The sequence below is a fragment of the Streptococcus oralis genome (assembly GCF_018448765.2).
Taxonomy (GTDB): domain Bacteria; phylum Bacillota; class Bacilli; order Lactobacillales; family Streptococcaceae; genus Streptococcus; species Streptococcus oralis_BM.
The window spans coordinates 1,399,137-1,424,832 of record NZ_JAHCMC020000001.1 but is presented as its reverse complement, the minus strand read 5'-3'; the positions used below and the strand labels follow the sequence as shown (position 1 = coordinate 1,424,832).

Genomic DNA, 25,696 nt, shown 5'->3' with positions numbered 1-25,696 from the left:
AAGCGAACAAAACGAGTTATCTGACACTCAGAATACTGTCTTGTTCGCTTTTTTTCTAATCTATCGATTTTAAAAATTTATAATAAAGAATTCCTAAAATCAAAATTTTTTGTCCCAGCCTCTTAAATTATCCCCAAAAGCTATCTTCTTCAGCTTGATCTGAAGAGAAGAGCCAAACTTCTTTGATTTTTCCGTCTTCAATACGGAAGAGGTCAATCCCGTTCATATTGAGTTCAGTACCATCAGCACGTGTTCCGAGAAAAGTAACATTAGCTGCGATTAAATCCTTATTGTCAGAAACCCAATTTGTTATCACCTTAAAGGTTCCATTAGTTTTCTCAGCAAATGTAGCTAGGTGAGATCCTAGCTTGTCCTTACCAACAACTGAACCAGATATACTATGATTACCAGGTTGATGCCAGACAATATCATCTGCCATCGTTTCAAAGACACCAGGAAAGTCACCAGCAATTAAAGCTTGGTTATAAGCATTGAAAATTTCTAAGTTTGTTGACATATCTATTCTCCATTTCTTTTTTATGGTATAATTGTAACAGTTAAAATCAAAAAAACAAGTAGACACTTTTTCGATAGCTGGTATCAAAAGTGGTACTATTATTAATACTAAAAGATAAATTTTTTAAAAAAATAGAAAGAAGATATTTTATGCCAAATAAAGTGAGTGAGTATGGTATTTGTCCATTTGCGACAACGCAGAGGGTTTTAACGGGGAAATGGGCACTGGTAATCATTTATCAGTTGAGTACGGGTACCAAACGATTTAAAGAATTGCAGAGATTATTGCCTGGGATTACTCAAACTATTTTGACCCGTCATCTCCGTCAATTAGAAAAGGATAAGATTGTTCAACGAAAGGTCTATGCCGAAGTTCCCCCACGAGTTGAGTACAGCTTAACCGAAATGGGGCAGGAATTCAGAATTGTTTTAGATGCTGTCGAGAAATGGGGTCTAGATTATATCAAGTTGCTAGAAATGTAGAGGTACTTGAGATGCGTCGAAAATTACAAAGAAAAGTGACAGAAGTAAAGCCAGGCTATAGCCGAGAAGAAATTCAGTGGTTGCTTGAGCATTTAGGGGATGCCTCTCCAGAAATTCGAGACGAACTTGTTTTTACGAGTTTAGCCAGGGGGGCTTCAAGAAGAGTTGTTTACCCTTGAGCAGTTTCAGTTTATCTCAGAAGAGGTCTCCTCTGATGAAGGTCTATACAAAGAGATTGATAGTAGAGGAGTTTCGGCTCTTAAACGTTCTTTTAGGGCGCTTATTTATGCCAATCTACTGTCCTGCGATGGTACTAAGGGATCACTTTATTACCAGCAATTGTCTTCTCCTATCAGGGTTACCATGCTAAATCAAGGCTTACACTATCTTACAAAGGAAAAAGAGACGACGGGCTACTCTCATCAGTTTGGGTGGATCCACGCATTTGCGCATGGGGTTGATCTCTTGAAGGAAGTTATATGCCATCCTAGCTTTCCAAAGTCAGATATAGCCGAAGCATTTGAAATCATTGGGAAAATCTTTAAACGTGTTGAGATTCGTTTTACAAATGATGAAGATTGGCGGTTAGCGAGAGTACTTTATGAACCAATCTTACGAGGGAGAATCGAGCCGTTTCTACTCACTGCTTGGCTGCAAACAGTAGAATTTCCCTTGCAAGAAGCAAATGATTTCCATAAATTTTCCAATTTCAGATCTTGTTTGCTGGAAATTTACCTTCAACTAGACTGTCATAATCTTTTACAAGATGACTTGAAAAAAATCATTCAATCTTTTCACTATTAAATTTTATAGGGTTACTGTATGGGAAGTTCTTCTAATAGATTAGCTAATCGTTTTGAAAAAGTGTTGAAATCGAAATGGTGCAGATAGTAAAAGAGGTTGGATATTTATCCCAACCTCTTTTTATGTATCTTAATGGAATTGCATACCACCATCAACGATAATGGTTTGACCTGTGATGTAGTTTGAATCTGGTCCAGCAAGGAAGCTGACAGCTGCAGCCACATCTTCTGGTTCAGATAGACGTTTCAAGGTAATATCTTTTGCGAATGTCTGCATTCCCCATTCGTCATCTTTTCCAGCATTTTTCCCAACTTGGTGAGCAATATTGTACATCATTGGGGTTTTTACGATACCTGGTGCGTAGGCATTGACAGTAATGCCTGAGTCTGCCAAATCTCGTGCCAATGTTTGTGTAATTCCACGAACAGCAAATTTTGTACCACCATAAACTGTTAGGTTAGGATTTCCGACAACACCTGCTTGGGAGGTTGCATTGATAATTTTACCACCGTGACCAAGTGTTTTAAATTGAGCTTGAGCAGCTTGCGAACCCCAAATCACCCCACCGACGTTAATACCAAATGTACGTGTAAATTGTTCTTCTGTAATCGTATCAAGAGGAGTAGTTGGGGCGACACCAGCGTTATTTACGACAACATTCAAGTCACCAAAATGGTCAACAACCTTTTGAAATGCTTGGGCAACTTCTGCTTGTTTTGAGACATCTGCTACGACAGCAAAAGCATTTTCAGCTGATAATTCGGCAACAGCTTTTTCAGCCGTTTCTGGATTGTAGTCTAAGACTCCTACTTTAAAGCCATCTTGGACCAAACGTTTTGCAATTGCAAAACCAATCCCTTGACCTGCACCTGTGACAATAGCAACTTTAGACATATGATTCCTCCTTGGTATCAGCGATACCGTTCAAATGTCCTATGAAAGGACAGCAAAGGTTTATAAATGAGCCTTGATAACGATTCTTGAACCCCTATCAACGCTATACTAATAGTATACACCTTTGAAAAAAATGTTTCAAATAAATGCCTCTATTGTATAATAGGATTCAAATGAAGCCTCAACAAAAATTTCCAGTCAATTTTCTTGAAACCCTTTCCTACTTTTGATAGACTAATACATAGTTTGAAAAAAAGGAGACTTATCATGAAAAAATTTGTTGCTGAATTAATCGGTACATTTATGCTTGTGTTCATCGGAACAGGAGCCGTTGTTTTTGGAAAAGGTCTTGATGGCCTTGGACACCTTGGAATTGCTTTTGCTTTTGGCTTGGCCATCGTAGTCGCAGCTTACTCAATCGGAACTGTTTCAGGTGCTCACTTGAATCCAGCTGTTTCAATCGCTATGTTTGTAAACAAACGTTTGTCATCTTCTGAGCTTGTAAACTATATCCTTGGACAAGTAGTTGGAGCTTTCCTTGCGTCAGCTGCAGTATTCTTCCTCTTGTCTAACTCAGGCATGTCAACTGCTAGTCTTGGTGAAAATGCCTTGGCAAACGGTGTTACTGTCTTTGGTGGATTCTTGTTTGAAGTTATTGCAACTTTCTTGTTTGTCCTAGTTATCATGACTGTCACTTCAGCAAGTAAGGGCAATGGCGCAATCGCTGGTTTGGTGATTGGTTTGTCCTTGATGGCCATGATTCTTGTTGGCTTGAACATCACTGGCCTTTCAGTAAACCCAGCTCGTAGCTTGGCACCAGCTGTCTTGGTAGGTGGTGCAGCCCTTAAACAAGTATGGATTTTCATCCTTGCCCCAATCGTTGGTGGCGTTCTTGCAGCACTTGTTGCGAAAAATTTCCTTGGAACAGAAGAATAATTGAAACTCAAAAAGCCTTGCTCCTCAGTTTGAGGAACAGGGCTTTTTCGTATCTGTTTAACGGTTGTCAATTTTCTCTGGATAAAGGTCGTGTTGAAAGAGGCGTTGGTCTGCCAATCCTTCATACTTGGTTCCAGGTCTACCGTAGTTGTAGTAAGGGTCGATTGAGATGCCACCGCGCGGAGTGAATTTTCCCCAGACTTCTAAATAGCGAGGGTCTAGCAAGTTGACCAAGTCTTTCCCAATAGTGTTGATACAGTTTTCATGAAAATCCCCATGATTTCGATAGCTAAAGAGGTAGAGTTTGAGGGATTTTGACTCGACACAGAGCTTGTCAGGAATGTAGGAAATATAAATGGTCGCAAAATCTGGCTGAGCAGTGATTGGGCAAAGAGAGGTAAATTCAGGACAGTTGAATTTGATAAAATAGTCATTTTCCACATGACGATTGTAAAAGGATTCGAGAACTTCTGGTTGATAGTCAAAAATGTAGTTGGTTTCTTTGTTGCCCAGTAGGCTTAGGTTTTTCATTTCTTCTTGTTGTGACATGATTTCTGCTTTCTAATCTTAAACACCACGTTGGTTGTCGTAGAGGAGGGTATGAAGTTGAGGAAGGACGCGGACATTGCCCCAGCTATCATCAGCAGCGACACGTTCCCAGAGTTCTTTGAGGCGGTCTAGTTGGTCTTGGACAATATTGCCTGTAGCCTTGGGCTCAGGATTTCCAGCCGATAAGAAGAGGACATCTGGATGGTAACGTTCTTGAATCCCTTTAGCAAAGGCCAAATCGGCATCGTCAAAGACAGGGATTTTAAAGGTGACCTTGTCTGGATCTAGTTGGGAAACGATAAAGTCCAAGGTCTCGAAGTTGACTTCCATCTTGGATGAAGGAGGCTTGGGACTCAGAGTGACCTGATCGATATCTTTTAACCAATTTTGCCAGCGGGAGCCTTGGGTCTCAACTGCCAGAGTGACACCACGTTCCTTGAGCTTGGTGACGAGTTGAGCCATGTTGGCTGCTAGGATAGCAGGATTTCCCCCAGACAGGGTGACATAGTCGTAGCTTCCTAGCTTGTCTAATTCAGCAATGACTTCGTCAGCCGTCATGCGAGTTGGTTTTTCAGAACCATCCCAAGTAAAGGCAGAGTCGCACCAGTCGCAGTGGTAGTCGCAACCTGCAGTGCGAACAAACATAGTTTTCTGGCCAATAGCACGACCTTCACCTTGAAAGGTTGGGCCGAAAATTTCCAGAACTGGTAGTTTGAGGACACGTTCCCTAGTCATCTAACCACTCCCGTCTAAACTCCGCAAAGGCAGTCGGAGTCTCATAGAGGCGGACGTATTCCAAACGAAGACTGCGCTCGTCTGGTAACTCTTGACTCATGGTTTGAAAAATCCAGTAAACCATATTTTCAGCAGTCGTGTTCATATAAGGCAGGCTTTCATTGAGATAGCGATGATCCAAGTGGGGCTCTAAGTAGTCCTTGTAGATAGCTTTTATGTCTCCAAAGTCATAGGTCATGCCACGGTCGTCTAAAAAACCACTAACAGCAATCTGCAGATGATAAGTGTGGCCGTGCAGGGATTTGCATTTTCCTTCATAGTGAAAGAGGTGGTGGGCAGCATCAAAGGTAAACTCTTTTGATACCAAGGTTCTGTGAGGATTGTAGACAAGAGACTCCCCAGTTTCTTGTTTGATTTCTTTGGGTGCAAAAAACATTAACCCTCTCCTTTCTGTGAAAGATAAACATCTAAACCATGCTGACGTAGGTGGCAGGCTGGGCAATCTCCACATCCACTTCCGATAATCCCATTGTAGCAGGTCAAGGTCTTTTCACGAACGTATTCAAAGGCACCTAGTTGGTCGGCTAATTCCCAAGTTTCAGCCTTGTCTAGCCACATGAGAGGTGTTTGGATAACAAAGTCGTAATCCATGGCAAGGTTGAGGGTAACATTAAGGGATTTGACAAAGACATCTCGACAATCGGGGTAGCCTGAGAAGTCTGTCTCGCAGACACCTGTCACGATGTCTTTAATGCCCCGTTGCTTGGCAAGAACTGCCGCAAAGGAAAGAAAGAGGTGGTTGCGACCGTCAACAAAGGTATTGGGAACCTCTCCCTCTTTTTGCTCGATTTCTATATCAGAGGTCAGCGCATTTTCAGTGATTTGTCCCAGCAGAGACATATCTAAGATGTGATGACGAATGCCTTGTTCCTTAGCGATTTCTCTAGCGACTTGGATTTCGAGATGATGGCGTTGGCCATAGGCAAAGGTGACAGCTTCGACTGTTTCATAGTGTTCTTTAGCCCAAAAGAGGCAGGTTGTGGAATCTTGACCGCCGCTAAAGACGACCAAGGCTGATTGACGTTTCATAGTACTCCTTCCAAAATGGGAAATGTTCAGAGCACGCAAAAAGCTCCCATGAGGGAGCTAAAAAATACCAAGTAGAGGTTTTTTTTAGCGATGGCATGTCCCAAACATCGTAATATTCTACCTACAGTCTAGCATATTTTTTGAAAAATGGCAAAGGGCAAGAAAAAAGAGACCAAATAAAGTACTTGGTCTCTCGTGTGATTAGCTCAATTCAGCAACGATGGCCTTGATTTGTTCCGCAGTATGAACACCTGCAACTTGTTTCACCACTTGGCCGTCTTTTTTGAAGAGAAGAGTTGGGATAGACATGATTCCAAAAGCACGAGCTGTGTTTGGATTTTCATCAACGTCCATTTTAACGATTTTCAAAACATCTTCTGAAAGTTCTTCAGACAATTTGTCCAAGATTGGACCTTGCATACGACATGGACCACACCAAGTTGCCCAGAAGTCTACCAAGACCAAACCGTCTTTTGTTTCTTGTTCAAATGTTGCATCTGTAATTGCTTTTGCCATTGTATTTCTCCTTTTTTAGTTATATTGGCTTAAATCTTGTTTCATGAGATAGAAGAAGACATCTCCGTAAGTCCCATGGTAGTCCAAATCATGACCATTATAGGTCAATTTTTGAACTGGGTAATAGTCTGCGACACCGATAAGGCAAGCTTGTTGAGAACGTTCAAAGTCTTGGTAAGACTCGAAAGTCATGGTTCTCTCTTGTTTGCTGGTATCTAGATAGGTAATTTCGATCATATAAAACTCCTTTGTTCGATCTTGACTTTATTTTACTCCTTGGAAAGAGGAATGTCAAGAAAAATGATTGCGCACGCAACTTTTTTTAAAAATACCTATTAAGGCAAGAAATCAAGACTGGTTTCCAGTCTTTCTTCGACGGCTTTTTGTAGATAAGCCAGGGTTGTTTGTCCCTCGTCAGTCAGGCAGATAAAACTAGCCCGTCTATCCTGATCGCAACATCTGCGACTAAGCAAGCCACAGTTTTTCTCTTCTAACCTAGCCACCATTCGAGAAACAGCGCTTGGGCTGAGATGGAGTTTATCTGGCAGGTCAATTTGTCGTAGAGATTTTTCTTGGGCTAGATTCAGATAGTAGAGCAGGTAAAACTCTTTCAAGTTCAGCCTTTGTTCACTCTGCTGGGCAATAGTTTCTTCCAACAAGGCTTCCATTTCTTTTTGACGGCGATTGTAGTCAAACCATTTTTCTAAGTAGGTCATTGCTTTCTCCTTTCTTTTCAAAGTAAAAATCACAAAGTCATTACTGACTGTCTCTCTAACACAAGATGATTGCGCATGCATTTATTGTACTACTTTTAACTAATCCTTGCAATAAAGAAGAATTTCAATATTTCCTTGAAATTTTCTGAAAAAAGAGTAAACTGGTATGCAAGAAGTTTATTTCATGGAGTTTAGGATGAAATTATATGTTCAATTAATGATTCTCTTTGTGATTTCTCTAATCGGTGAGGGAATCTCCAGTTTCTTTCATCTGCCCATCCCAGGCAGTATTATCGGTTTGATTATTCTCTTTCTAGCCCTACAATTCAAGTGGTTGAGAACCAGGCATGTCAACATGGTTGGAAATTTCTTACTGGCCAATATGACCATTCTCTTTTTGCCGCCAGCAGTGGGTATCATGGAAAAGTTTGATATCATTGCTCCCTATCTTTTGCCTATTGTTTTGATTGTCTTTTTTGCTGCTGTCATCAACATTATCCTCATAGCCCTAGTGGTTCAGTTTATCAAGAGACGATTTGAGGGAGATTATGAGAAAGGAGAAACGAAATGAGTGAATTTGTATCCAATCCTCTGTTTGGGATTGCATTATCTATCCTAGCTTATCTAGTGGGAATGTTGATTTACAGGCGTTTTCCCCATCCTTTGACAACACCTTTGCTTTTGTCGGCAATTTTCATTATCATCCTTCTTAAGACGACGGGGATTTCTTACCAAGATTATTACCAAGGTGGGGTATATCTGAACAATTTGATCGTCCCGTCGACGGTGGCTCTAGGGATTCCGCTTTATAAGAGTTTTCACTTGATGAAGCACCATGCTCGGAGTATTCTCTTTGGTAGTCTGCTAGCAGTAGTTGTCAATACTAGCTTCACTGCCATAGTGGCGAAAATATTTGGCATGGACTTTTTCCTAGCCATTTCTCTTTTTCCTAAGTCAGTAACAACCGCCATGGCAGTGGGAATCACAGAAAAATTGCAAGGTTTGACGACTGTGACCTTGGTCGTCGTAGTGGCGACTGGGATCTTAACCAGTGTCATAGGACCAACCCTTTTGAAGTGGTTGAAAATTGACGACCCAGTAGCAGTCGGGCTTTCCCTTGGTGGGACAGGTCATGCTGTCGGAACGGGAACGGCTTTTCAGTACGGTTCTGTAGCAGGAGCCATGGGGGGATTAGCTATCGGTGTCACCGGTATTCTCTATGTTTTTGTTAGCCCTATTGTAGCCAGTTTGATATTGAGTTAAAGAAAAACCCAGCTTTCTAGCTGGGCATTTTTTATTGCAAATTAACCTTGTTTTTCAAAATATAGTAGGTACCGAGATAGTAGATAGCCGATAAAAAGAGATCGCGCAAGATTTCTGTACCAATCATCATGTTAAAATTATTTTCAATTCGGAAAAAGAGAGAGACATAACCAATGACGATGGCAATGACGATATAGGCTAGAATCCCCATAGCTGTTCGATACTCATTAAAGAGTTGTCCGATTGAGATGGAGAGGTAAATGGATAAAATCCATGTAATCGAACCGACAAATAGTGATAGGGCATACAGCCAGCCGTAGCTGAGGTAAGGGGAAATGAAGTTATAGAGGACAGTGAAGTCTTTTTCTATTGGTGTTAAGAAGAAGATAATCAATACACTCAAGATAAAGACGATATAGCTTAAGATGGACCAGACAAGACCACCTAAAAGTTTTGCGATGATGATTTGGTGCTCAGAGACAGGCAAGGTCAGGGTCAAGTACCCTTGGCGGTCATAAACACTCCCCTTGAATCTTCGGATGATTAAAAAGATTGTTGCAATCCAAAGAGTGACGCTGAGTCCTCCAAAGACTAGTACCAAAAAGAAGATGAAATAAACAGCATTGTGAGAATTGTAACTCTGGCTAAGGCTACCAAGAAAAGCTCCAATTAAAACTGAAATTGCAAGCACAGCTCCATAGAGCGCTAAATACCATTTATTGACATTCTTAAATTCGTAGCGAACTAAATTCCAAAACATAATAATCTCCTTTGCTTAGGCTTTAAATTCCTGGCGGAAGAGCTGGTCAATTGATTCACCTGACTCGTAACGAATATCATCAACATTTCCTTGGCGGACGATTTTTCCGTCTTTGAGGAAGATAATCTCATCCAAGATTGGCTCAATATCTGAAATCAAGTGGGTTGAAATCAGCACCGTAGAAGTCGGTGAGTAGTTGTTGATGATGGTATTGAGGATATAATCACGGGCGGCTGGATCCACACCTCCGATTGGTTCGTCCAGAACGTAGAGGCGGGCTTCACGACTCATAACGAGGATTAGTTGGACCTTTTCCTTGTTTCCTTTTGATAATTTCTTTAAGCGACTATTTTCATCAATGCCAAGGTCTGCAAGCAGATGTTGGGCGCGTTCAAGATTGAAATCCTGATAGAAGGTCTTGAAGTAGGTTAGGGCTTCCTTGACCTTCATCTGTTCATTTAGATAGGTTGTGTCTGGTAGATAGGAGACAATCGCTTTGGTAGCAGGACTTGGATCCTGTCCGTTAATGAGGACACGTCCTTTGTCTGGCTGAAGGAGACCGTTAATCAGTTTGATCAGGGTTGTTTTTCCGGATCCGTTTGGTCCGAGGAGCCCGACAATCTTTCCAGCTGAGATCTCTAGTGAGATATTGTCAAGTGCCGCAGTTGCTCCATATGATTTTGATACATTTTCAAGTGCTAGTAGTGTCATAGTCTTAAACTCCTTTAATATAGTCGCTTAATACATTTGGCAGTTCTTCTTTTTTGTAGCCAAATTGAAGCATGCAAGAGACGAAGTGTTGCAGTTGCTCCTCGGAAAGTTGTTTGCGGGACTGAACGATGAGGTCCAAATCCTCGGTGACAAAACGACCAGTTGTTCGCTTGCTATAAACGAAACCTTCACGTTCAAGGTCAGACAAAGCGCGCTGAATGGTATTGGGATTAACCCCAGCCTCGCTCGCCAAATCTCTCACGGTAGGGAGCTGTTGGTTGGGTTCCAGTTCATGGGAAACAATCTGTAATTTAATTTTTTCCATAATCTGTAAATAAATGGGTTTTGTATTATCAAATGACCAGGACATCATAGTCTCCTTTCTATGTCTTTATTGTTCTAATCAAATAATACAATAAAACAAAAAACTTGTCAAGTAAAAATAAGAATTGTTTTGGGAATTGCTCAAAAAATGGTATAATGAAAAGAAAACGACAAGGAGGAAAATGCATGCGTTGTCCAAAATGTGGGGCTACCAAGTCTAGTGTTGTTGATAGTCGACAAGCCGAAGAAGGAAATACCATCCGTCGAAGACGTGAGTGCGATGAGTGTCAGCATCGTTTTACAACCTATGAACGAGTAGAAGAAAGAACGCTGGTTGTCGTCAAAAAAGACGGTACGCGAGAACAGTTTTCGAGAGATAAAATCTTTAATGGGATTATTCGCTCAGCCCAGAAACGCCCTGTTTCGAGTGATGAAATCAACATGGTGGTCAATCGCATTGAGCAAAAACTCCGTAGTCGCAGTGAGAATGAGATCCAAAGTGAATACATTGGTTCTTTAGTCATGGAAGAATTGGCAGAGCTTGATGAGATTACCTATGTTCGTTTTGCCAGTGTTTATCGTAGTTTTAAGGATGTGAGTGAGTTGGAGAGTCTGCTCCAGCAGATCACTCAGTCCTCTAAGAAGAAAAAGGAAAAATAGATGAAACCAAATGACCGTTTTTCTTTTCTAAAGAATAATCGGGTGTCGCAAGATACCTCTTCTCTGGTGCAGTGCTACCTCCCGATTATCGGTCAGGAGGCACTGAGCCTCTATCTATATGCCATTACCTTTTGGGATGGTGGGCAAAAGGAACACCTTTTTTCCCATATCCTCAACCACTTAAACTTTGGCATGCCGACCTTGCTCCAATCCTTCAAAGTCTTGTCTGCCTTGGATTTGTTGACCCTTTATCAAAGGGGAGAAACCTATGAATTACAGCTTCATCCTCCCCTCTCCAGTCAGGAATTTCTAAGTCATTCTGTCTATAGCAGATTATTAGAGAAAAAGATTGGGGATACAGCTGTTTCTGCTATGAAGCAGGCTCCAAGTGAGGGAGAAGCACTCTCGGTTTCTTTGAGTCAAGTCTTTCCAACCCTGACTGAAGAAATGACTCCAACTGAGTCTAAAAGCAAGTTAAAAAATGATTTTGACTTGGAACATTTTCAGCGCCTGATGGCTCGAGATGGCTTGCGTTTTGAAGACGAGCAGGCGGATGTTTTGGAATTGTTTGCCATCGCAGATGAAAAAAAATGGACCTGGTTTGAAACCTATCAATTAGCCAAGGCGACAGCTGTGGCTCCGGTTATTTCAGTCAAACGCATGCGTGAAAAGATTGCGCAAAAACCAGTGTCTTCTGACTTTAGCCCCAAAGAAATGGCCATTATCAGGGAAGCAAAGAGTAAAACTCCCCGAGATTTTTTACAAGTTCTCAAACAAGAGCGCAAAGGGTACATCACCCAGAGTGAAAGGGAGCTCCTTCACCAGATAGAGTCTTTAGGCTTGTTGGACGAAGTCATCAATATCGTCCTGCTTTTAACCTTTAACAAGATTGATTCGTCTAATATCAATGAAAAATACGCCATGAAGGTCGCAAATGACTACGCTTATCACAAGATTCGAACAGCAGAGGAAGCTGTGCTTCGGATTCGAGAACGTCAGCAAAAAGGCCAGGAAGACCAAAAATCAAAAACTAGCTCGACTAAGACAAATGTTCCTAAGTGGAGTCAGCCAGACTATAAGAATAGGACTTCGGCTCAAGAACTAGAAGAAATGGAACGCCGAACGCAGGAATTATTAGCTAAACTAGATAATGGAGGAGCCTAGATGGAGAGTATAGGAGAAACTTTGGCAAAGCACCCCACTCGTTTTAATTATCAGGAGTTAGTCAAAGATATCATGCTGGATCCTGATGTGGTAGATTTTATCCAGCGGGAACGTTTGAGCCAAGAAGAAATTCACCGTAGTATTTCCAAGTTTAACCAGTATATCACTGAGAGGCAGAAATTTTTAACCAATGATACAACTTATATAGCTCAAGGCTACAAACCAATCTTGGTCATGAACCATGGTTATGCGGATGTGTCTTATGAGGAAACCGAAGAGTTGGTGGAAGCAGAGAAGCAGGCGGCTATCAAGAATCGTCTCAACTTGATTCATTTACCAGCAAGCTTGAAAAATGTTAGTTTAGTAGATGTTTATCGGGATGATATTGCACGTTTTCCTGTTCTGGAAAGAATGATAAATTTTGTTAGTAATTATCCAACTACCTCAAAAGGCCTCTATCTTTACGGAGATTTTGGTGTCGGTAAGAGTTTCATGATGGCGGCCTTAGCTCATGACCTATCTGAAAAACGTGGGGCATCAACGACGATTCTCCACTATCCAAGTTTTGTCATTGATGTGAAAAATGCTATCGGTGAAGGCTCTGTGAAGACTTTGGTGGATGAGATCAAGTTAGCAGAAGTCTTGGTCTTGGATGATATTGGTGCAGAGCAGTCAACACCTTGGGTACGTGATGAGATTCTCCAAGTTATTCTCCAGTATCGTATGCAGGAAGATTTGCCGACCTTCTTTACTTCCAACTTTAATTTTCAAGATTTGGAAAAACATTTTGCCAAAGGAAAGAATGGAAATGATGAGACTTGGGAAGCTAGACGGGTCATGGAACGAATCCGTTATTTGGCTGAGGAGACAAGACTAGAAGGAGAAAATCGTCGATGACAGAAACCATTCAACTGATGAAAGCTCATACTTCAGTTCGTCGTTTTCAGGAACAAGAGATTCCTCAAGCAGACTTGGACGAGATTTTGACTGCTGGACAAATGGCGTCATCTTGGAAAAATTTCCAATCCTACTCTGTGATTCTTGTGCGCAGTCAAGAGAAGAAAGATGCCCTATATGAACTGGTTCCTCAGGAAGCCATTCGCCAGTCAGCTGCCTTTTTGCTCTTTGTCGGTGACTTGAACCGAGCTGAAAAGGGAGCAAGTCTTCATACGGACACTTTCCAACCTCAAGGGGTAGAAGGTCTCCTCATTACCTCTGTGGATGCGGCGCTTGCTGGTCAAAACACCTTGCTTGCTGCTGAGAGTCTGGGATATGGTGGTGTGATTATCGGTTTGGTCCGTTACAAGTCGGAAGAAGTGGCAGAGCTTTTTAACTTGCCTGACTATACCTACCCCGTTTTTGGGATTGCCCTTGGCGTGCCAAATCAACAACATGAGGTCAAACCAAGACTGCCTTTGAACCAAGTAGTTTTTGAAGAAGAATACCAAGAACAGCCAGTTGAAGCGATTTTGGACTATGACCAAGTTCAGGCAGACTATGCTGGTGCGCGTGCGACGACCTCTTGGAGTCAGCGTCTAGCAGAGCAGTTTGGTCAAGCCGAACCTCGTTCAACTCGAAAAAATCTAGAACAGAAAAAGTTATTGTAGAAAGTGAGAAAACATGGCCTTACCAACTATTGCCATTGTGGGACGTCCCAATGTTGGAAAATCGACCCTATTTAATCGGATCGCTGGTGAGCGAATTTCAATCGTAGAAGATGTCGAGGGTGTGACACGTGACCGTATCTATGCAACGGGTGAGTGGCTCAATCGTTCCTTTAGTATGATTGATACTGGAGGGATTGACGACGTCGATGCTCCCTTCATGGAGCAAATCAAGCACCAGGCAGAAATTGCTATGGAAGAAGCTGATGTCATCGTTTTTGTGGTGTCTGGGAAAGAAGGAATCACGGATGCGGACGAGTACGTAGCCCGCAAACTCTATAAAACCCATAAGCCTGTTATCCTTGCCGTTAACAAGGTTGACAATCCTGAGATGCGAAATGACATCTATGATTTCTATGCTCTGGGATTGGGTGAACCGTTGCCAATTTCGTCTGTCCACGGTATCGGGACAGGGGATGTGCTGGATGCCATTGTGGAAAATCTACCAAATGAGGTTGAAGAAGAAAATCCAGACGTGATTAAATTTAGCTTGATTGGCCGCCCTAACGTTGGAAAATCAAGTTTGATCAATGCCATTTTGGGAGAAGACCGCGTGATTGCTAGTCCAGTAGCGGGAACAACGCGTGATGCTATTGATACCCATTTTACAGATGCGGATGGACAAGAGTTTACCATGATTGATACAGCTGGTATGCGTAAGTCTGGTAAAGTCTACGAAAATACAGAGAAATACTCTGTCATGCGTGCCATGCGTGCCATTGACCGTTCTGACGTGGTCTTGATGGTCCTCAATGCCGAGGAAGGTATTCGTGAGTATGATAAGCGTATCGCTGGATTTGCCCACGAAGCTGGTAAAGGAATGATCATCGTGGTCAACAAGTGGGATACCCTTGAGAAAGACAACCATACGATGAAGAAATGGGAAGAAGATATCCGTGAGCAGTTCCAATATCTGCCTTATGCTCCGATTGTCTTTGTCTCTGCTCTGACCAAGCAACGTCTCCACAAACTACCTGAGATGATCAAGCGAATCAGCGAAAGCCAAAACACCCGTATTCCTTCAGCGGTCTTGAACGATGTCATTATGGATGCCATTGCTATCAATCCAACACCGACAGACAAGGGAAAACGCCTCAAGATTTTCTATGCGACCCAAGTGGCAACCAAGCCACCAACCTTTGTCATCTTTGTTAACGAAGAAGAACTTATGCACTTCTCTTACCTGCGCTTCTTGGAAAATCAAATCCGCAAGGCCTTTGTCTTTGAAGGAACACCAATCCATCTCATTGCAAGAAAACGCAAGTAAGCTATGCTTGTTTTCACACAAAAATAAACTAAAAGAAGGCTACGAGGTCTTCTTTTTTCTATCAAAGGAGTAAAAAGGCTTGTCAAATCGGGGACAAAATCTGTCATCAAAATTCAATTATTTTTCTAGATTTTGTAATCTATTTGTAATGAAAATGTACTTTCTTTGTAAAAATCAAAATGCTATAATTCCTTAAATCAATTTTCCTTTATCAGGGAGGTTATTATGAAAAGAAGCAGATTATTTAAACATAATTTGTTGGTTCGCTTGCTTGGATTGCTGATGGTCTTTCTCTTCTTGTCAGCATTCACAGCACCTGAAAAACCTGAGTACGGGATCTATGACCCGGATCATTATTTAACGGATGAGACTATAAGTCAGATTCGGGAATTGAATAATGTCAATAGTAAAAAATCAGAAAAATTCCAGATGGGTGTTTACGTTGTGAAAAGCCTAGATGGAGAAACAATCGAGACTGTCGCTAATGAAACAGCTAGAGCTTGGAAGATTGGCTACTCGGGAGACAATCACGGTGCCTTGATTGTGGTAGCGGTTCAAGATAGAAAATCACGGATTGAAACCAGTAATAATGTGGCCAGTAAGATCACTGACTATCAGACCAATAGATTTTTGAAAACAGCACGACCTTACTTTCAAAAGGGAGACTACAGCAATGGAGTTCTTTCTATATCAAACAATCTCAACTACATGTTTTATAGTGGATCGAGTACGACTGCTTCAAGTTCTAAAAGTAGTTACGATTATGCGACCAACTCTAGTCGCTTAAGGGAACTTGAAAGGTATGCTGGTGAGAGCAGTTCTTCGAGACGGCATCGAAAAAGCAGTTCGAGTGACGGAGTTATCGGATTTGGAATTCTCATTTACTTCATCCTGATGATCATCGGCTTTATATCTGGAGGCCGTGGTGGTGGTGGTTCACATGGCGATGATTCTGGCGGTGGCTGGTGGGGCGGTGACTCATCAGATTCAGGATCCTCTTGGTCTGACTCAGGCTCCGACTCATCTGGAGGCTGGGACGGCGGTGGCTTCGATGGTGGCGGTTCGTCTGATGACTGGTGAGTGATCATATATTGCTCAAACCGATTTCTCCATGCAGTAAGGTGACTCCTTTGCAAGGGTTCACTCCTTCATTAAAAATAAAACCAAAGTTTGGGAAATTGATTTAAAATCTGAGTATTTTCTCAGAAAAGTTGATAAAAGAAAGTGTTAAGGTTTTGAATATGAAACAAAATAAAGTAATTCTCTCAATAGTGGCGATTTTCTTTGGACTTCTAGTTCTGGGAAGTTGTTCCGCAGTGACGACCTATAACGGTCTGGTTGGTGAACAGACTAAAGTGGAGCAGGCTCAGGCCGATGTCTCTACAGCCCTCCAACGTCGTTCAGACTTGATTGGTAACTTGGTCGAGTCTGTCAAAGGACAAATGAATCATGAAACCGAAGTCTTTACCAAGATTGCTGATGCTAGAGCTAAAATCGGTAGTAGCTCAGTAACTTCAGAAGAAAACCAAAAGGCTCAGGGAGAATTGAGCTCAGCTCTTTCCCGCTTGATTTCCTTGACGGAGAATTATCCAGAACTCAAGAGCAATCAAAATGTTGAGCAACTAATGGTGGAACTTTCAGGAAGTGAAAATCGAATCTTTGTAGCACGCAAGGATTATAATAAAGTCGCAGCCGAGTACAATCAAAAGTTGAGAAGTTTTCCAACCGTGCTTTTTGCGAATATGATGAACTTTAAAGAAGCTGAAACCTTTAAAGAAACAGAAGAAGCCAAGACAGTTCCTAAGGTCGATTTTGGAACTTCTTCATCAAGCCAATAAAGTGAATCAGCTTATGAAAAAAGGGATTTCTCAAGCATGACTAGTGATTTCAAACCCGAACCTGGAAAGCCTTTTCCAGGTTTTTTGGTATAATAAAAGGGAAGATACAGTGACGGAAATGGAGGTTTGCTATGGAAAAAACAAAAGCCTTTCTTGAAGCGCACTACAAGAGATATATCCTTACGATTTGCCTTCTCTGGTTCCTCATATTTTTCCTTCCTTGGGATTGGCAAATAGGAGGAGTTTCAGTATATTATTTCGTTATGAAAAAACTCTTCGTGGTCTTTGGTGTTTTATCCGTCCTATACTCCGTGCTGATTAAAAAAATCAGTCTTCTCATCTTTGGCATCATCTCTTGCTTGGCCTTCTGGATCAATCTCTTTTGGTATTTTGGTATTTTGGGATATTGCCTGTATTCTTGGGAAATTAAACATAAAATAATGATGGACTAGACTAGTTTCTAACCCTTTTTTCCCCTTGTAAAACAAGGATTCTTTCTTGAAAAATAATGGTAAATATGCTAAAATTAAAAGAACATTCTAAAATATTCAGAATAAAAAGTAAGGAAAATCATGGCTAATATTTTAAAAACGATTATTGAAAATGATAAAGGAGAACTTCGCCGTCTAGAAAAGATGGCCGATAAGGTTCTTAATTATGAGAGCCAAATGGCTGCGATGTCAGACGAAGAGCTAAAAGCAAAAACTGACGAATTTAAAGAACGCTACAATAAGGGGGAATCACTTGATTCGCTGTTATATGAGGCTTTTGCGGTAGTCCGTGAAGCAGCAAAACGTGTCCTTGGACTTTTCCCTTATAAAGTTCAGGTCATGGGTGGGATTGTTCTTCACCATGGTGACGTTCCAGAGATGCGTACTGGTGAAGGGAAAACCTTGACGGCGACCATGCCGGTGTACCTCAATGCCCTTGCAGGTAAAGGGGTTCACGTAGTTACTGTCAACGAATACCTGACAGAACGTGACGCGACTGAGATGGGTGAGCTTTACTCATGGCTCGGTCTGTCAGTAGGGATCAACTTAGCAGCCAAATCTCCAATGGAGAAAAAAGAAGCGTATCTCTGTGATATTACCTACTCAACCAACTCAGAGATTGGTTTCGACTACCTTCGTGACAATATGGTCGTTCGTGCAGAAAACATGGTACAGCGTCCGCTTAACTATGCCTTGGTCGATGAGGTTGACTCGATCTTGATCGATGAAGCCCGTACTCCTTTGATCGTTTCAGGTGCCAATGCAGTTGAGACTAGCCAACTCTACCATATGGCGGATCATTTTGTGAAGTCTTTGGACAAGGATGACTATATTATTGACATTCAGTCTAAGACGATTGGTTTGTCTGATTCTGGGATTGACAAGGCTGAGAGCTATTTCAAACTGGAAAATCTCTATGATGTCGAAAACGTAGCTCTTACCCATTTTATTGATAATGCCCTTCGTGCCAACTATATCATGATACTCGATATCGATTATGTGGTTAGTGAAGAGCAAGAAATCTTGATCGTTGACCAATTTACAGGTCGTACCATGGAAGGCCGTCGTTACTCTGATGGTTTGCACCAAGCCATCGAAGCAAAAGAGGGTGTGCCAATCCAAGATGAGACTAAGACTTCAGCTTCTATCACCTACCAAAATCTCTTCCGTATGTATAAGAAATTGGCAGGTATGACAGGTACTGGTAAAACAGAAGAAGAAGAATTCCGCGAAATCTATAACATTCGCGTCATCCCAATCCCAACCAACCGTCCAATCCAACGTATCGACCACTCAGACCTTCTCTATGCCAGTCTTGATGCGAAGTTTAAGGCTGTAGTTGAGGATGTAAAAGCTCGTCACCAAAAAGGTCAACCGGTCTTGGTAGGTACAGTTGCAGTTGAAACGAGTGACTTCCTTTCTAAGAAACTGGTAGAGGCAGGTGTTCCTCACGAAGTCTTGAATGCGAAGAACCACTACAGAGAAGCGCAAATCATCATGAACGCTGGTCAGCGTGGTGCAGTTACTATCGCAACCAACATGGCCGGTCGTGGTACCGACATCAAGCTTGGTGAAGGGGTTCGTGAACTTGGTGGACTTTGTGTCATTGGTACAGAACGCCATGAAAGTCGCCGTATTGATAATCAGCTTCGTGGACGTTCAGGGCGTCAAGGAGACCCAGGTGAGTCACAATTCTACTTGTCTCTTGAAGATGATTTGATGAAACGTTTCGGTTCAGAACGTTTGAAAGGTGTCTTTGAACGTCTCAATATGTCTGATGAAGCCATCGAATCTCGCATGTTAACGCGTCAAGTTGAAGCAGCTCAAAAACGTGTTGAAGGAAACAACTACGATACTCGTAAACAAGTCCTTCAATACGATGACGTTATGCGTGAACAACGTGAAATCATCTATGCACAACGTTATGATGTCATCACTGCAGACCGTGACTTGGCACCTGAAATCCATGCTATGATCCGCCGTACCATTGGCCGAATCGTAGATGCACATGCTCGTTCGAAAGAAGATGAAAAACTGGAAGCAATCCTGAACTTTGCTAAGTATAACTTGCTTCCAGAAGATTCAATCAGCCGTTCAGATCTTGCAGGTCTGTCAGATCAGGCCATCAAAGATGAACTTTTCCAACGTGCCTTGAAAGTTTATGACAGTCAAGTTGCTAAGCTTCGTGACGAAGATGCAGTGAAAGAATTCCAAAAAGTTTTGATCCTACGTGTTGTAGACAACAAGTGGACAGACCATATCGATGCTCTTGATCAGTTGCGAAATGCTGTTGGTCTTCGTGGATATGCCCAAAACAACCCTGTTGTAGAATATCAAGCAGAAGGTTTCCGCATGTTTAATGACATGATTGGATCAATTGAATTCGATGTGACCCGCTTGATGATGAAAGCACAAATCCACGAACAGGAACGTCCTCAAACTGAGCACAATATCAGTACAACTGCGACTCGTAATATCGCAGCGCAGCAGACTCAGCTTCCAAAAGATGTGGACTTGAGCCAAATTGGACGAAATGATCAATGCCCATGTGGCTCTGGTAAGAAATTCAAGAACTGTCATGGTAAGAGACAATAATATGAGATAAGATACAGGCGGATACCTGGTAAAAGTCATTTTTTGCTTGGTGTCCGTTTGCTTTATAAGGAGATGAATCATGGTATTTACAGCTAAAAGTCCTAAAATTAACATTGAAGAAGTTCGAGCCTTGTCTAAATTGGAGGGGGCGGCTCTTGCGAGAAAAAACCAACGTGATCAGGAATTAGAAGCCATCATCCGTGGGAAAGACCAGCGTATTCTCTTGGTGATTGGACCATGTTCATCTGATAACGAAGAAGCGGTTCTCGAGTATGCCAAACGTCTATCTACTTTGCAAGAAGAGGTTAAAGACCGCATTTTTATGGTCATGCGTGTCTATACGGCTAAACCTCGTACCAATGGAGACGGCTATAAGGGCTTGATTCATCAACCAAATGCTAAAGAAGCACCTAGCTTGATCAATGGAATCAAGGCTGTTCGTCAGCTCCACTACCGTGTGATTACCGAGACGGGAATGACAACAGCTGATGAGATGCTTTATCCTGAAAATCTTCCGCTGGTGGATGATTTGATTTCTTATATGGCTGTTGGAGCCCGTTCTGTAGAGGATCAACAGCACCGTTTTGTAGCGAGCGGAGCAGATTTTTCAACAGGATTTAAAAATCCAACATCTGGAAATCTCAATGTTATGTTTAACGGGATTTACGCAGCGCAAAATAAGCAGAGTTTCCTCTTCCTTGGTAAAGAGGTGGAAACGACTGGGAATCCATTGTCCCATGCCATTCTTCGCGGTGCCTTGAATGAATATGGTAAGAATATTCCTAACTACTACTATGACAATTTGATGGATACCATTGCTCAGTATGAAAAGATGGGCTTAGAAAATCCCTTTATCATCATTGATACCAATCATGACAATTCAGGCAAGCAGTACATGGATCAAATCCGTATCGTTCGCCAGACCTTGATCAACCGTGACTGGAATGAGAAAATCAAAAAATACGTTCGTGGTTTTATGATTGAGTCTTATCTGGAAGATGGACGTCAAAATGAACCAGAAGTTTTTGGTAAGTCCATTACAGATCCGTGTCTAGGATGGGACAACACAGAAGCACTTGTTCGCGAAATCTATCAAACGTTAGGAGAATAAGATGGCATTTATCGAAAAAGGCCAAGAAATTGATATTGAAGCAATCAAGGCTGCGACCCAGCTGTCACCTGAGGACTTGCGAAAAAAAGAAGCCCGTGATCGAGAATTGGCAGCCATCATCTCAGGTGAGGATGATCGAATCCTTTTGGTGATGGGGCCTTGCTCTTCGGATAATGAAGAAGCAGTTCTCGAATATGCTCGTCGCTTAGCGGACTTGCAGAAAAAAGTTGCGGATAAAATCTTTATCGTGATGCGTGTCTATACGGCTAAACCTCGTACCAATGGAGATGGCTATAAAGGTTTGGTTCATCAGCCGGATACTTCGAAAGCTCCAAGCTTGATTAATGGTTTGCAGGCAGTTCGTCAGCTCCACTACCGTGTGATTACGGAGACGGGCTTGACGACAGCTGATGAGATGCTTTATCCGTCAAATCTCGTTTTGATCGATGATTTAGTCAGCTATCATGCAGTTGGAGCTCGTTCAGTGGAAGACCAAGAGCACCGTTTTGTAGCTTCTGGAATTGATGCTCCAGTTGGGATGAAAAATCCAACATCTGGGAACCTTGGGGTCATGTTTAATGCTATCTATGCAGCTCAAAACAAGCAAACCTTCCTTTACCACGGTCAAGAAGTGGAAACTTCAGGAAATCCCTTGACCCACGTTATCCTTCGTGGTGCCATGAACGAATATGGTAAAAATGAACCCAATTTCTATTATGAAACCCTCTTAAATGCCATCAATCGCTATGAGACCATGGGACTTGAAAATCATCCCTTCATTATCATCGATACAAATCATGACAATTCAGGCAAGCAGTATATGGAACAAATTCGCATTGTTCGTCAAGCCTTGCTGAATCGTGACTGGAATGAAAAGATTAAAAAGACGGTGCGAGGCTTTATGATTGAGTCTTACCTAGCAGATGGCCGCCAAAATCAACCAGAGGTCTTTGGTTGCTCCATAACTGACCCTTGTCTAGGTTGGGAAAATACAGTAGCCTTGGTAGAAGAAATTTATACTACCTTAACAAAATAAGTGAAAAGGATGGAGTTGGGGGAATCTCAGCTCCTTTTATGAGTATGATAGTTGGACACGGAATTGACATCGAAGAACTGGCTTCGATAGAAAACGCAGTTACACGACGTGAGGGCTTTGCTAAGCGCGTGCTGACTGCTAAAGAGATGGAACGATTTACCAGTCTCAAAGGGCGCAGACAAATCGAATACTTGGCTGGTCGCTGGTCGGCTAAGGAGGCCTTTTCCAAGGCTATGGGGACAGGAATTGGCAAGCTGACCTTTCAGGATTTGGAAGTTTTGAACAATGAACGAGGGGCTCCCTATTTTAGTCAGTCGCCATTTTCAGGAAAGATTTGGCTGTCGATCAGCCATACAGATCAGTTTGTGACAGCAAGTGTCATTTTGGAGGAAAATCATGAAAGCTAGTCTACATAGACCAACCAAGGCTCCGATTCGTTTGGGAGCTATTCGACAAAATATACAACAAATGGGAAGTCATATCCCTAATGGTACGCTTAAATTTGCAGTAGTCAAGGCTAATGCTTATGGACATGGGGCGGTAGCTGTTGCAACGGCGATCCAGGATGTTGTTGATGGATTTTGCGTTTCCAATATTGATGAAGCTATCGAGTTGCGTCAAGCAGGTATAAACAAGAAAATCCTCATCTTAGGAGTTTCTGAGCTAGAAGCTGTTTCCCTAGCTAAAGAATACGACATCACCTTGACAGTGGCAGGGTTGGAGTGGATTCAAGCGCTGTTAGACAAGGAAGCAGATTTAACTGGCTTGACTGTTCACCTCAAGATTGACTCAGGAATGGGACGGATTGGTTTTAGAGGGGCCAGTGAAGCTGATCTGGCTCAAGACTTGCTCAAGCAACATGGTGCTCGTGTTGAGGGGATTTTTACCCACTTTGCTACTGCAGATGAGGAATCAGATACTTATTTTAATGCCCAGTTAGAACGCTTTAAAGCTATTTTGGCAAGTATGAAGGAAGTTCCAGAGCTGGTTCATGCTAGCAACTCGGCAACGACCCTCTGGCATGCTGAAACTATTTTCAATGCGGTCCGTATGGGAGATTCCATGTATGGTCTCAATCCAAGTGGAGATGTCTTAGACTTGCCTTATGACTTGACACCAGCCTTGAGTTTGGAGTCTGCTCTGGTCCATGTCAAGACAGTGCCAGCTGGAGCTTGCATGGGCTATGGAGCCACCTATCAGGCGGATAGCGAGCAAGTCATCGCGACCGTGCCAATCGGCTATGCGGATGGTTGGACACGAGACATGCAGAATTTCTCTGTTTTAGTAGATGGACAAGCTTGCCCAATCGTCGGACGGGTTTCTATGGACCAAATCACCATTCGCTTGCCTAAGATTTGTCCGCTAGGAACAAAAGTAACCTTGATTGGCTCCAACGGTGACAAGGAAATCACAGCAACTCAGGTAGCGACCTACCGCGGAACCATTAATTATGAGGTGGTTTGCCTCCTCAGCGATCGCATTCCGAGAGAATATTATTAAAAAAGAAAGGAGTGGAGCATGAATCTACATCAACCCTTGCATGTCTTGCCTGGTGTGGGACCAAAGTCAGCCGAGAAATACGCCAAACTAGGAATTGAAAACTTGCAAGACCTCTTGCTCTACTTTCCTTTCCGTTACGAAGACTTCAAAACCAAGCGGGTGCTGGAGCTGGAAGATGGCGAAAAGGCGGTCCTGTCTGGTCAAGTCGTGACACCTGCCAGTGTACAGTATTATGGTTTCAAGCGCAATCGCCTACGTTTTAGCCTTAAGCAGGGAGAGGTCGTTTTTGCGGTGAATTTCTTTAACCAGCCCTATCTAGCAGACAAGATAGAGTTGGGAGCAACCCTTGCTGTTTTTGGGAAGTGGGACCGTGCCAAGGCTAGTCTGACTGGGATGAAGGTTCTAGCTCAGGTGGAAGATGACCTCCAGCCTGTCTATCGTCTGGCTCAGGGAATCAGTCAGGCCAGTTTGGTTAAGGTCATTAAGACAGCCTTTGATCAGGGATTGGACCTCTTGATTGAGGAAAACCTTCCCCAGTCTTTACTTGATAAATACAAACTCATGTCCCGTTGCCAGGCTGTTCGCGCTATGCATTTTCCTAAGGATTTGGCAGAATACAAGCAGGCCCTTCGTCGTATCAAGTTTGAGGAACTCTTTTACTTCCAAATGCAGTTGCAGACGCTCAAGTCTGAAAATAGAGTTCAGGGAAGCGGTCTGGTTCTGAATTGGTCTCAGGAAAAAGTGACGGCTGTTAAGGAATGTTTACCTTTTGCCTTAACCCCAGCTCAGGAAAAAAGTTTGCGGGAAATTTTGACCGACATGAAGTCCGACCACCACATGAATCGTCTCCTGCAAGGAGATGTGGGGAGCGGGAAAACGGTAGTCGCTGGCTTGGCCATGTTTGCTGCAGTGACGTCTGGCTACCAAGCGGCTCTCATGGTACCGACCGAAATCCTTGCTGAGCAACACTTTGAAAGTCTACAGAGTCTCTTTCCAGACTTGAAACTCGCTCTCTTGACAGGATCCTTGAAAGCTGCAGAAAAAAGAGAAGTCTTGGAGACCATAGCGAAGGGTGAGGCTGATTTGATTATCGGAACCCACGCTCTGATACAAGATGGGGTTGATTATGCTCGACTTGGTTTGATTATCATCGATGAGCAGCACCGTTTTGGTGTGGGACAAAGGCGGATTTTACGGGAAAAAGGCGACAACCCAGACGTTCTCATGATGACGGCGACGCCCATTCCGCGAACATTGTCTATCACAGCCTTTGGCGATATGGATGTTTCCATTATCGACCAGATGCCTGCGGGTCGGAAACCCATTGTGACACGTTGGATCAAACATAAGCAACTGCCTCAGGTGCTGACTTGGTTAGAAGGAGAAATTCAAAAAGGTTCTCAAGCATACGTCATCTCTCCCTTGATTGAAGAATCAGAAGCTCTGGATCTGAAAAATGCCATTGCCTTATCTGAGGAGTTGACAGCTCATTTTGCCGGCAAGGCTGAAGTAGCTCTTCTACATGGTAAAATGAAGAGTGATGAAAAAGACCAGATCATGCAGGATTTCAAAGAGAGAAAAACGGATATTCTAGTATCTACAACTGTTATCGAGGTTGGGGTCAATATTCCAAATGCGACCGTCATGATTATCATGGATGCTGATCGGTTCGGTCTCAGCCAGCTTCATCAGCTCAGAGGTCGTGTCGGTCGGGGAGACAAGCAGTCTTATGCTGTTCTTGTGGCTAATCCCAAGACGGACTCTGGGAAGGACCGCATGCGCATCATGACAGAAACCAATAATGGATTTGTCCTTGCTGAGGAAGATTTGAAAATGCGCGGATCGGGTGAGATTTTTGGAACCAGACAGTCAGGTCTGCCAGAGTTTCAAGTGGCGGATATTATCGAAGATTTTCCGATTTTAGAAGAAGCTAGGAAGGTTGCCAACTACATTAGTTCGATGGAAGGTTGGAAAGAGGATCCAGAATGGCGCATGATTGCTCTTCATCTAGAAAAGAGGGAACATCTGGATTAAGCCTTTTCTAAGAAATCTATAAGCTAGATTTTAGGTTTGG

30 protein-coding genes and 1 pseudogene are annotated in these 25,696 nt (G+C 42.6%); 19 read left to right on the top strand and 12 right to left on the bottom strand.

Features of this window, described 5'->3' with window-relative positions:
* Positions 1-127: 127 nt before the first annotated feature.
* Positions 128-517 (bottom strand): nuclear transport factor 2 family protein, encoded by a 390-nt coding sequence (locus tag KIH88_RS07055; protein ID WP_000106199.1) that lies wholly within the window; start codon positions 515-517, stop codon positions 128-130.
* 149 nt (positions 518-666) lie between these two features.
* On the opposite strand from KIH88_RS07055, the gene KIH88_RS07050 reads away from it, so the two are divergent.
* On the top strand, positions 667-999 hold the full coding sequence (locus KIH88_RS07050; RefSeq protein WP_213988198.1) for a winged helix-turn-helix transcriptional regulator: 333 nt from the start codon (positions 667-669) through the stop codon (positions 997-999).
* 11 nt (positions 1,000-1,010) lie between these two features.
* Positions 1,011-1,803: pseudogene (locus tag KIH88_RS07045) on the top strand (DUF2785 domain-containing protein).
* Between the two features lie 129 nt (positions 1,804-1,932).
* On the opposite strand, the gene KIH88_RS07040 reads toward KIH88_RS07045, so the two are convergent.
* The gene (locus KIH88_RS07040; RefSeq protein ID WP_213988197.1) at positions 1,933-2,697 is read right to left on the bottom strand and encodes a (S)-acetoin forming diacetyl reductase; all 765 of its coding nucleotides are present in this window, start codon (positions 2,695-2,697) and stop codon (positions 1,933-1,935) included.
* 267 nt (positions 2,698-2,964) lie between these two features.
* Between KIH88_RS07040 and KIH88_RS07035 the strand changes: the two genes are divergently transcribed.
* Positions 2,965-3,633: an MIP/aquaporin family protein gene (locus tag KIH88_RS07035; RefSeq protein ID WP_213988196.1), complete on the top strand. Its 669-nt coding sequence runs from the start codon at positions 2,965-2,967 to the stop codon at positions 3,631-3,633.
* Positions 3,634-3,690: 57 nt separating this feature from the next.
* Here the strand turns inward: KIH88_RS07035 and queF are convergent, their stop codons facing one another.
* The 7 genes from queF to KIH88_RS07000 all read right to left on the bottom strand — a co-directional run bounded on the left by queF (position 3,691) and on the right by KIH88_RS07000 (position 7,238).
* Complete coding sequence (gene queF / locus KIH88_RS07030; RefSeq protein ID WP_213988195.1) at positions 3,691-4,182, bottom strand: preQ(1) synthase; 492 nt, start codon at positions 4,180-4,182, stop codon at positions 3,691-3,693.
* An 18-nt stretch (positions 4,183-4,200) separates the two neighbouring features.
* Positions 4,201-4,917 (bottom strand): 7-carboxy-7-deazaguanine synthase QueE, encoded by a 717-nt coding sequence (queE, locus tag KIH88_RS07025; protein WP_213988194.1) that lies wholly within the window; start codon positions 4,915-4,917, stop codon positions 4,201-4,203.
* Positions 4,910-5,353, bottom strand: a complete 444-nt coding sequence (gene queD / locus KIH88_RS07020; RefSeq protein ID WP_213988193.1) for a 6-carboxytetrahydropterin synthase QueD — start codon at positions 5,351-5,353, stop codon at positions 4,910-4,912. The genes queE and queD overlap by 8 nt, the downstream gene beginning before the upstream one ends.
* Positions 5,353-6,006, bottom strand: coding sequence for a 7-cyano-7-deazaguanine synthase QueC (gene queC / locus KIH88_RS07015; protein ID WP_213988192.1), 654 nt, complete (start codon positions 6,004-6,006; stop codon positions 5,353-5,355). The genes queD and queC overlap by 1 nt, the downstream gene beginning before the upstream one ends.
* Before the next feature lie 201 nt (positions 6,007-6,207).
* Positions 6,208-6,522, bottom strand: a complete 315-nt coding sequence (gene trxA, locus KIH88_RS07010; RefSeq protein ID WP_001029581.1) for a thioredoxin — start codon at positions 6,520-6,522, stop codon at positions 6,208-6,210.
* A 15-nt stretch (positions 6,523-6,537) separates the two neighbouring features.
* Positions 6,538-6,759, bottom strand: coding sequence for a DUF4649 family protein (locus tag KIH88_RS07005; protein ID WP_000570267.1), 222 nt, complete (start codon positions 6,757-6,759; stop codon positions 6,538-6,540).
* A gap of 98 nt (positions 6,760-6,857) precedes the next feature.
* Positions 6,858-7,238 carry a MarR family winged helix-turn-helix transcriptional regulator gene (locus tag KIH88_RS07000; protein WP_000221644.1) on the bottom strand — a complete coding sequence of 127 codons (381 nt, stop codon included), beginning with the start codon at positions 7,236-7,238 and terminating at the stop codon, positions 6,858-6,860.
* 196 nt (positions 7,239-7,434) lie between these two features.
* On the opposite strand from KIH88_RS07000, the gene KIH88_RS06995 reads away from it, so the two are divergent.
* Both KIH88_RS06995 and KIH88_RS06990 read left to right on the top strand, forming a co-directional pair.
* Positions 7,435-7,809: a CidA/LrgA family protein gene (locus KIH88_RS06995; protein WP_007521150.1), complete on the top strand. Its 375-nt coding sequence runs from the start codon at positions 7,435-7,437 to the stop codon at positions 7,807-7,809.
* Positions 7,806-8,501 (top strand): LrgB family protein, encoded by a 696-nt coding sequence (locus tag KIH88_RS06990; RefSeq protein WP_213988191.1) that lies wholly within the window; start codon positions 7,806-7,808, stop codon positions 8,499-8,501. Before KIH88_RS06995 ends, KIH88_RS06990 begins: the two co-directional genes overlap by 4 nt.
* A gap of 31 nt (positions 8,502-8,532) precedes the next feature.
* On the opposite strand, the gene KIH88_RS06985 is transcribed toward KIH88_RS06990, so the two are convergent.
* The 3 genes from KIH88_RS06985 to KIH88_RS06975 are packed head-to-tail and all read right to left on the bottom strand — an operon-like array spanning position 8,533 to position 10,342.
* Positions 8,533-9,261, bottom strand: a complete 729-nt coding sequence (locus KIH88_RS06985) for a hypothetical protein (RefSeq protein WP_213988190.1) — start codon at positions 9,259-9,261, stop codon at positions 8,533-8,535.
* Positions 9,262-9,276: 15 nt separating this feature from the next.
* Positions 9,277-9,972, bottom strand: coding sequence for an ABC transporter ATP-binding protein (locus KIH88_RS06980; RefSeq protein WP_213988189.1), 696 nt, complete (start codon positions 9,970-9,972; stop codon positions 9,277-9,279).
* A gap of 4 nt (positions 9,973-9,976) precedes the next feature.
* Positions 9,977-10,342 carry a GntR family transcriptional regulator gene (locus tag KIH88_RS06975; protein ID WP_049537140.1) on the bottom strand — a complete coding sequence of 122 codons (366 nt, stop codon included), beginning with the start codon at positions 10,340-10,342 and terminating at the stop codon, positions 9,977-9,979.
* Positions 10,343-10,482: 140 nt separating this feature from the next.
* On the opposite strand from KIH88_RS06975, the gene nrdR reads away from it, so the two are divergent.
* The 14 genes from nrdR to recG all read left to right on the top strand — a co-directional run bounded on the left by nrdR (position 10,483) and on the right by recG (position 25,656).
* The gene (gene nrdR, locus KIH88_RS06970) at positions 10,483-10,956 is read left to right on the top strand and encodes a transcriptional regulator NrdR (protein ID WP_001203678.1); all 474 of its coding nucleotides are present in this window, start codon (positions 10,483-10,485) and stop codon (positions 10,954-10,956) included.
* A complete protein-coding gene (locus KIH88_RS06965) occupies positions 10,957-12,120 on the top strand; it encodes a DnaD domain protein (protein ID WP_213988188.1) in 1,164 nt (387 codons plus the stop codon). It abuts the gene before it with no gap.
* Complete coding sequence (gene dnaI / locus KIH88_RS06960) at positions 12,121-13,017, top strand: primosomal protein DnaI (RefSeq protein WP_213988187.1); 897 nt, start codon at positions 12,121-12,123, stop codon at positions 13,015-13,017. It abuts the gene before it with no gap.
* Positions 13,014-13,727 (top strand): NADPH-dependent oxidoreductase, encoded by a 714-nt coding sequence (locus KIH88_RS06955; RefSeq protein ID WP_213988186.1) that lies wholly within the window; start codon positions 13,014-13,016, stop codon positions 13,725-13,727. Before dnaI ends, KIH88_RS06955 begins: the two co-directional genes overlap by 4 nt.
* 13 nt (positions 13,728-13,740) lie before the next feature.
* Positions 13,741-15,051 (top strand): ribosome biogenesis GTPase Der, encoded by a 1,311-nt coding sequence (der, locus tag KIH88_RS06950; RefSeq protein WP_213988185.1) that lies wholly within the window; start codon positions 13,741-13,743, stop codon positions 15,049-15,051.
* Positions 15,052-15,276: 225 nt separating this feature from the next.
* Positions 15,277-16,131 carry a TPM domain-containing protein gene (locus KIH88_RS06945; protein ID WP_213988184.1) on the top strand — a complete coding sequence of 285 codons (855 nt, stop codon included), beginning with the start codon at positions 15,277-15,279 and terminating at the stop codon, positions 16,129-16,131.
* A 161-nt stretch (positions 16,132-16,292) separates the two neighbouring features.
* On the top strand, positions 16,293-16,889 hold the full coding sequence (locus KIH88_RS06940) for a LemA family protein (protein WP_000812473.1): 597 nt from the start codon (positions 16,293-16,295) through the stop codon (positions 16,887-16,889).
* A gap of 131 nt (positions 16,890-17,020) precedes the next feature.
* Positions 17,021-17,341 carry a hypothetical protein gene (locus KIH88_RS06935; RefSeq protein WP_268700527.1) on the top strand — a complete coding sequence of 107 codons (321 nt, stop codon included), beginning with the start codon at positions 17,021-17,023 and terminating at the stop codon, positions 17,339-17,341.
* A 120-nt stretch (positions 17,342-17,461) separates the two neighbouring features.
* The gene (secA, locus tag KIH88_RS06930) at positions 17,462-19,975 is read left to right on the top strand and encodes a preprotein translocase subunit SecA (protein ID WP_213988183.1); all 2,514 of its coding nucleotides are present in this window, start codon (positions 17,462-17,464) and stop codon (positions 19,973-19,975) included.
* Between the two features lie 79 nt (positions 19,976-20,054).
* Positions 20,055-21,086, top strand: a complete 1,032-nt coding sequence (locus KIH88_RS06925; RefSeq protein ID WP_213988182.1) for a 3-deoxy-7-phosphoheptulonate synthase — start codon at positions 20,055-20,057, stop codon at positions 21,084-21,086.
* Between the two features lies 1 nt (position 21,087).
* Entirely contained in the window at positions 21,088-22,122 is a 1,035-nt protein-coding gene (locus tag KIH88_RS06920) for a 3-deoxy-7-phosphoheptulonate synthase (protein ID WP_213988181.1), read from the top strand.
* 44 nt (positions 22,123-22,166) lie between these two features.
* Positions 22,167-22,529 carry a holo-ACP synthase gene (gene acpS, locus KIH88_RS06915; protein ID WP_084853461.1) on the top strand — a complete coding sequence of 121 codons (363 nt, stop codon included), beginning with the start codon at positions 22,167-22,169 and terminating at the stop codon, positions 22,527-22,529.
* Positions 22,519-23,622 (top strand): alanine racemase, encoded by a 1,104-nt coding sequence (gene alr, locus KIH88_RS06910; RefSeq protein ID WP_213988180.1) that lies wholly within the window; start codon positions 22,519-22,521, stop codon positions 23,620-23,622. The genes acpS and alr overlap by 11 nt, the downstream gene beginning before the upstream one ends.
* Positions 23,623-23,640: 18 nt before the next feature.
* Positions 23,641-25,656: an ATP-dependent DNA helicase RecG gene (gene recG, locus KIH88_RS06905; protein WP_213988179.1), complete on the top strand. Its 2,016-nt coding sequence runs from the start codon at positions 23,641-23,643 to the stop codon at positions 25,654-25,656.
* Positions 25,657-25,696 lie beyond the last annotated feature (40 nt).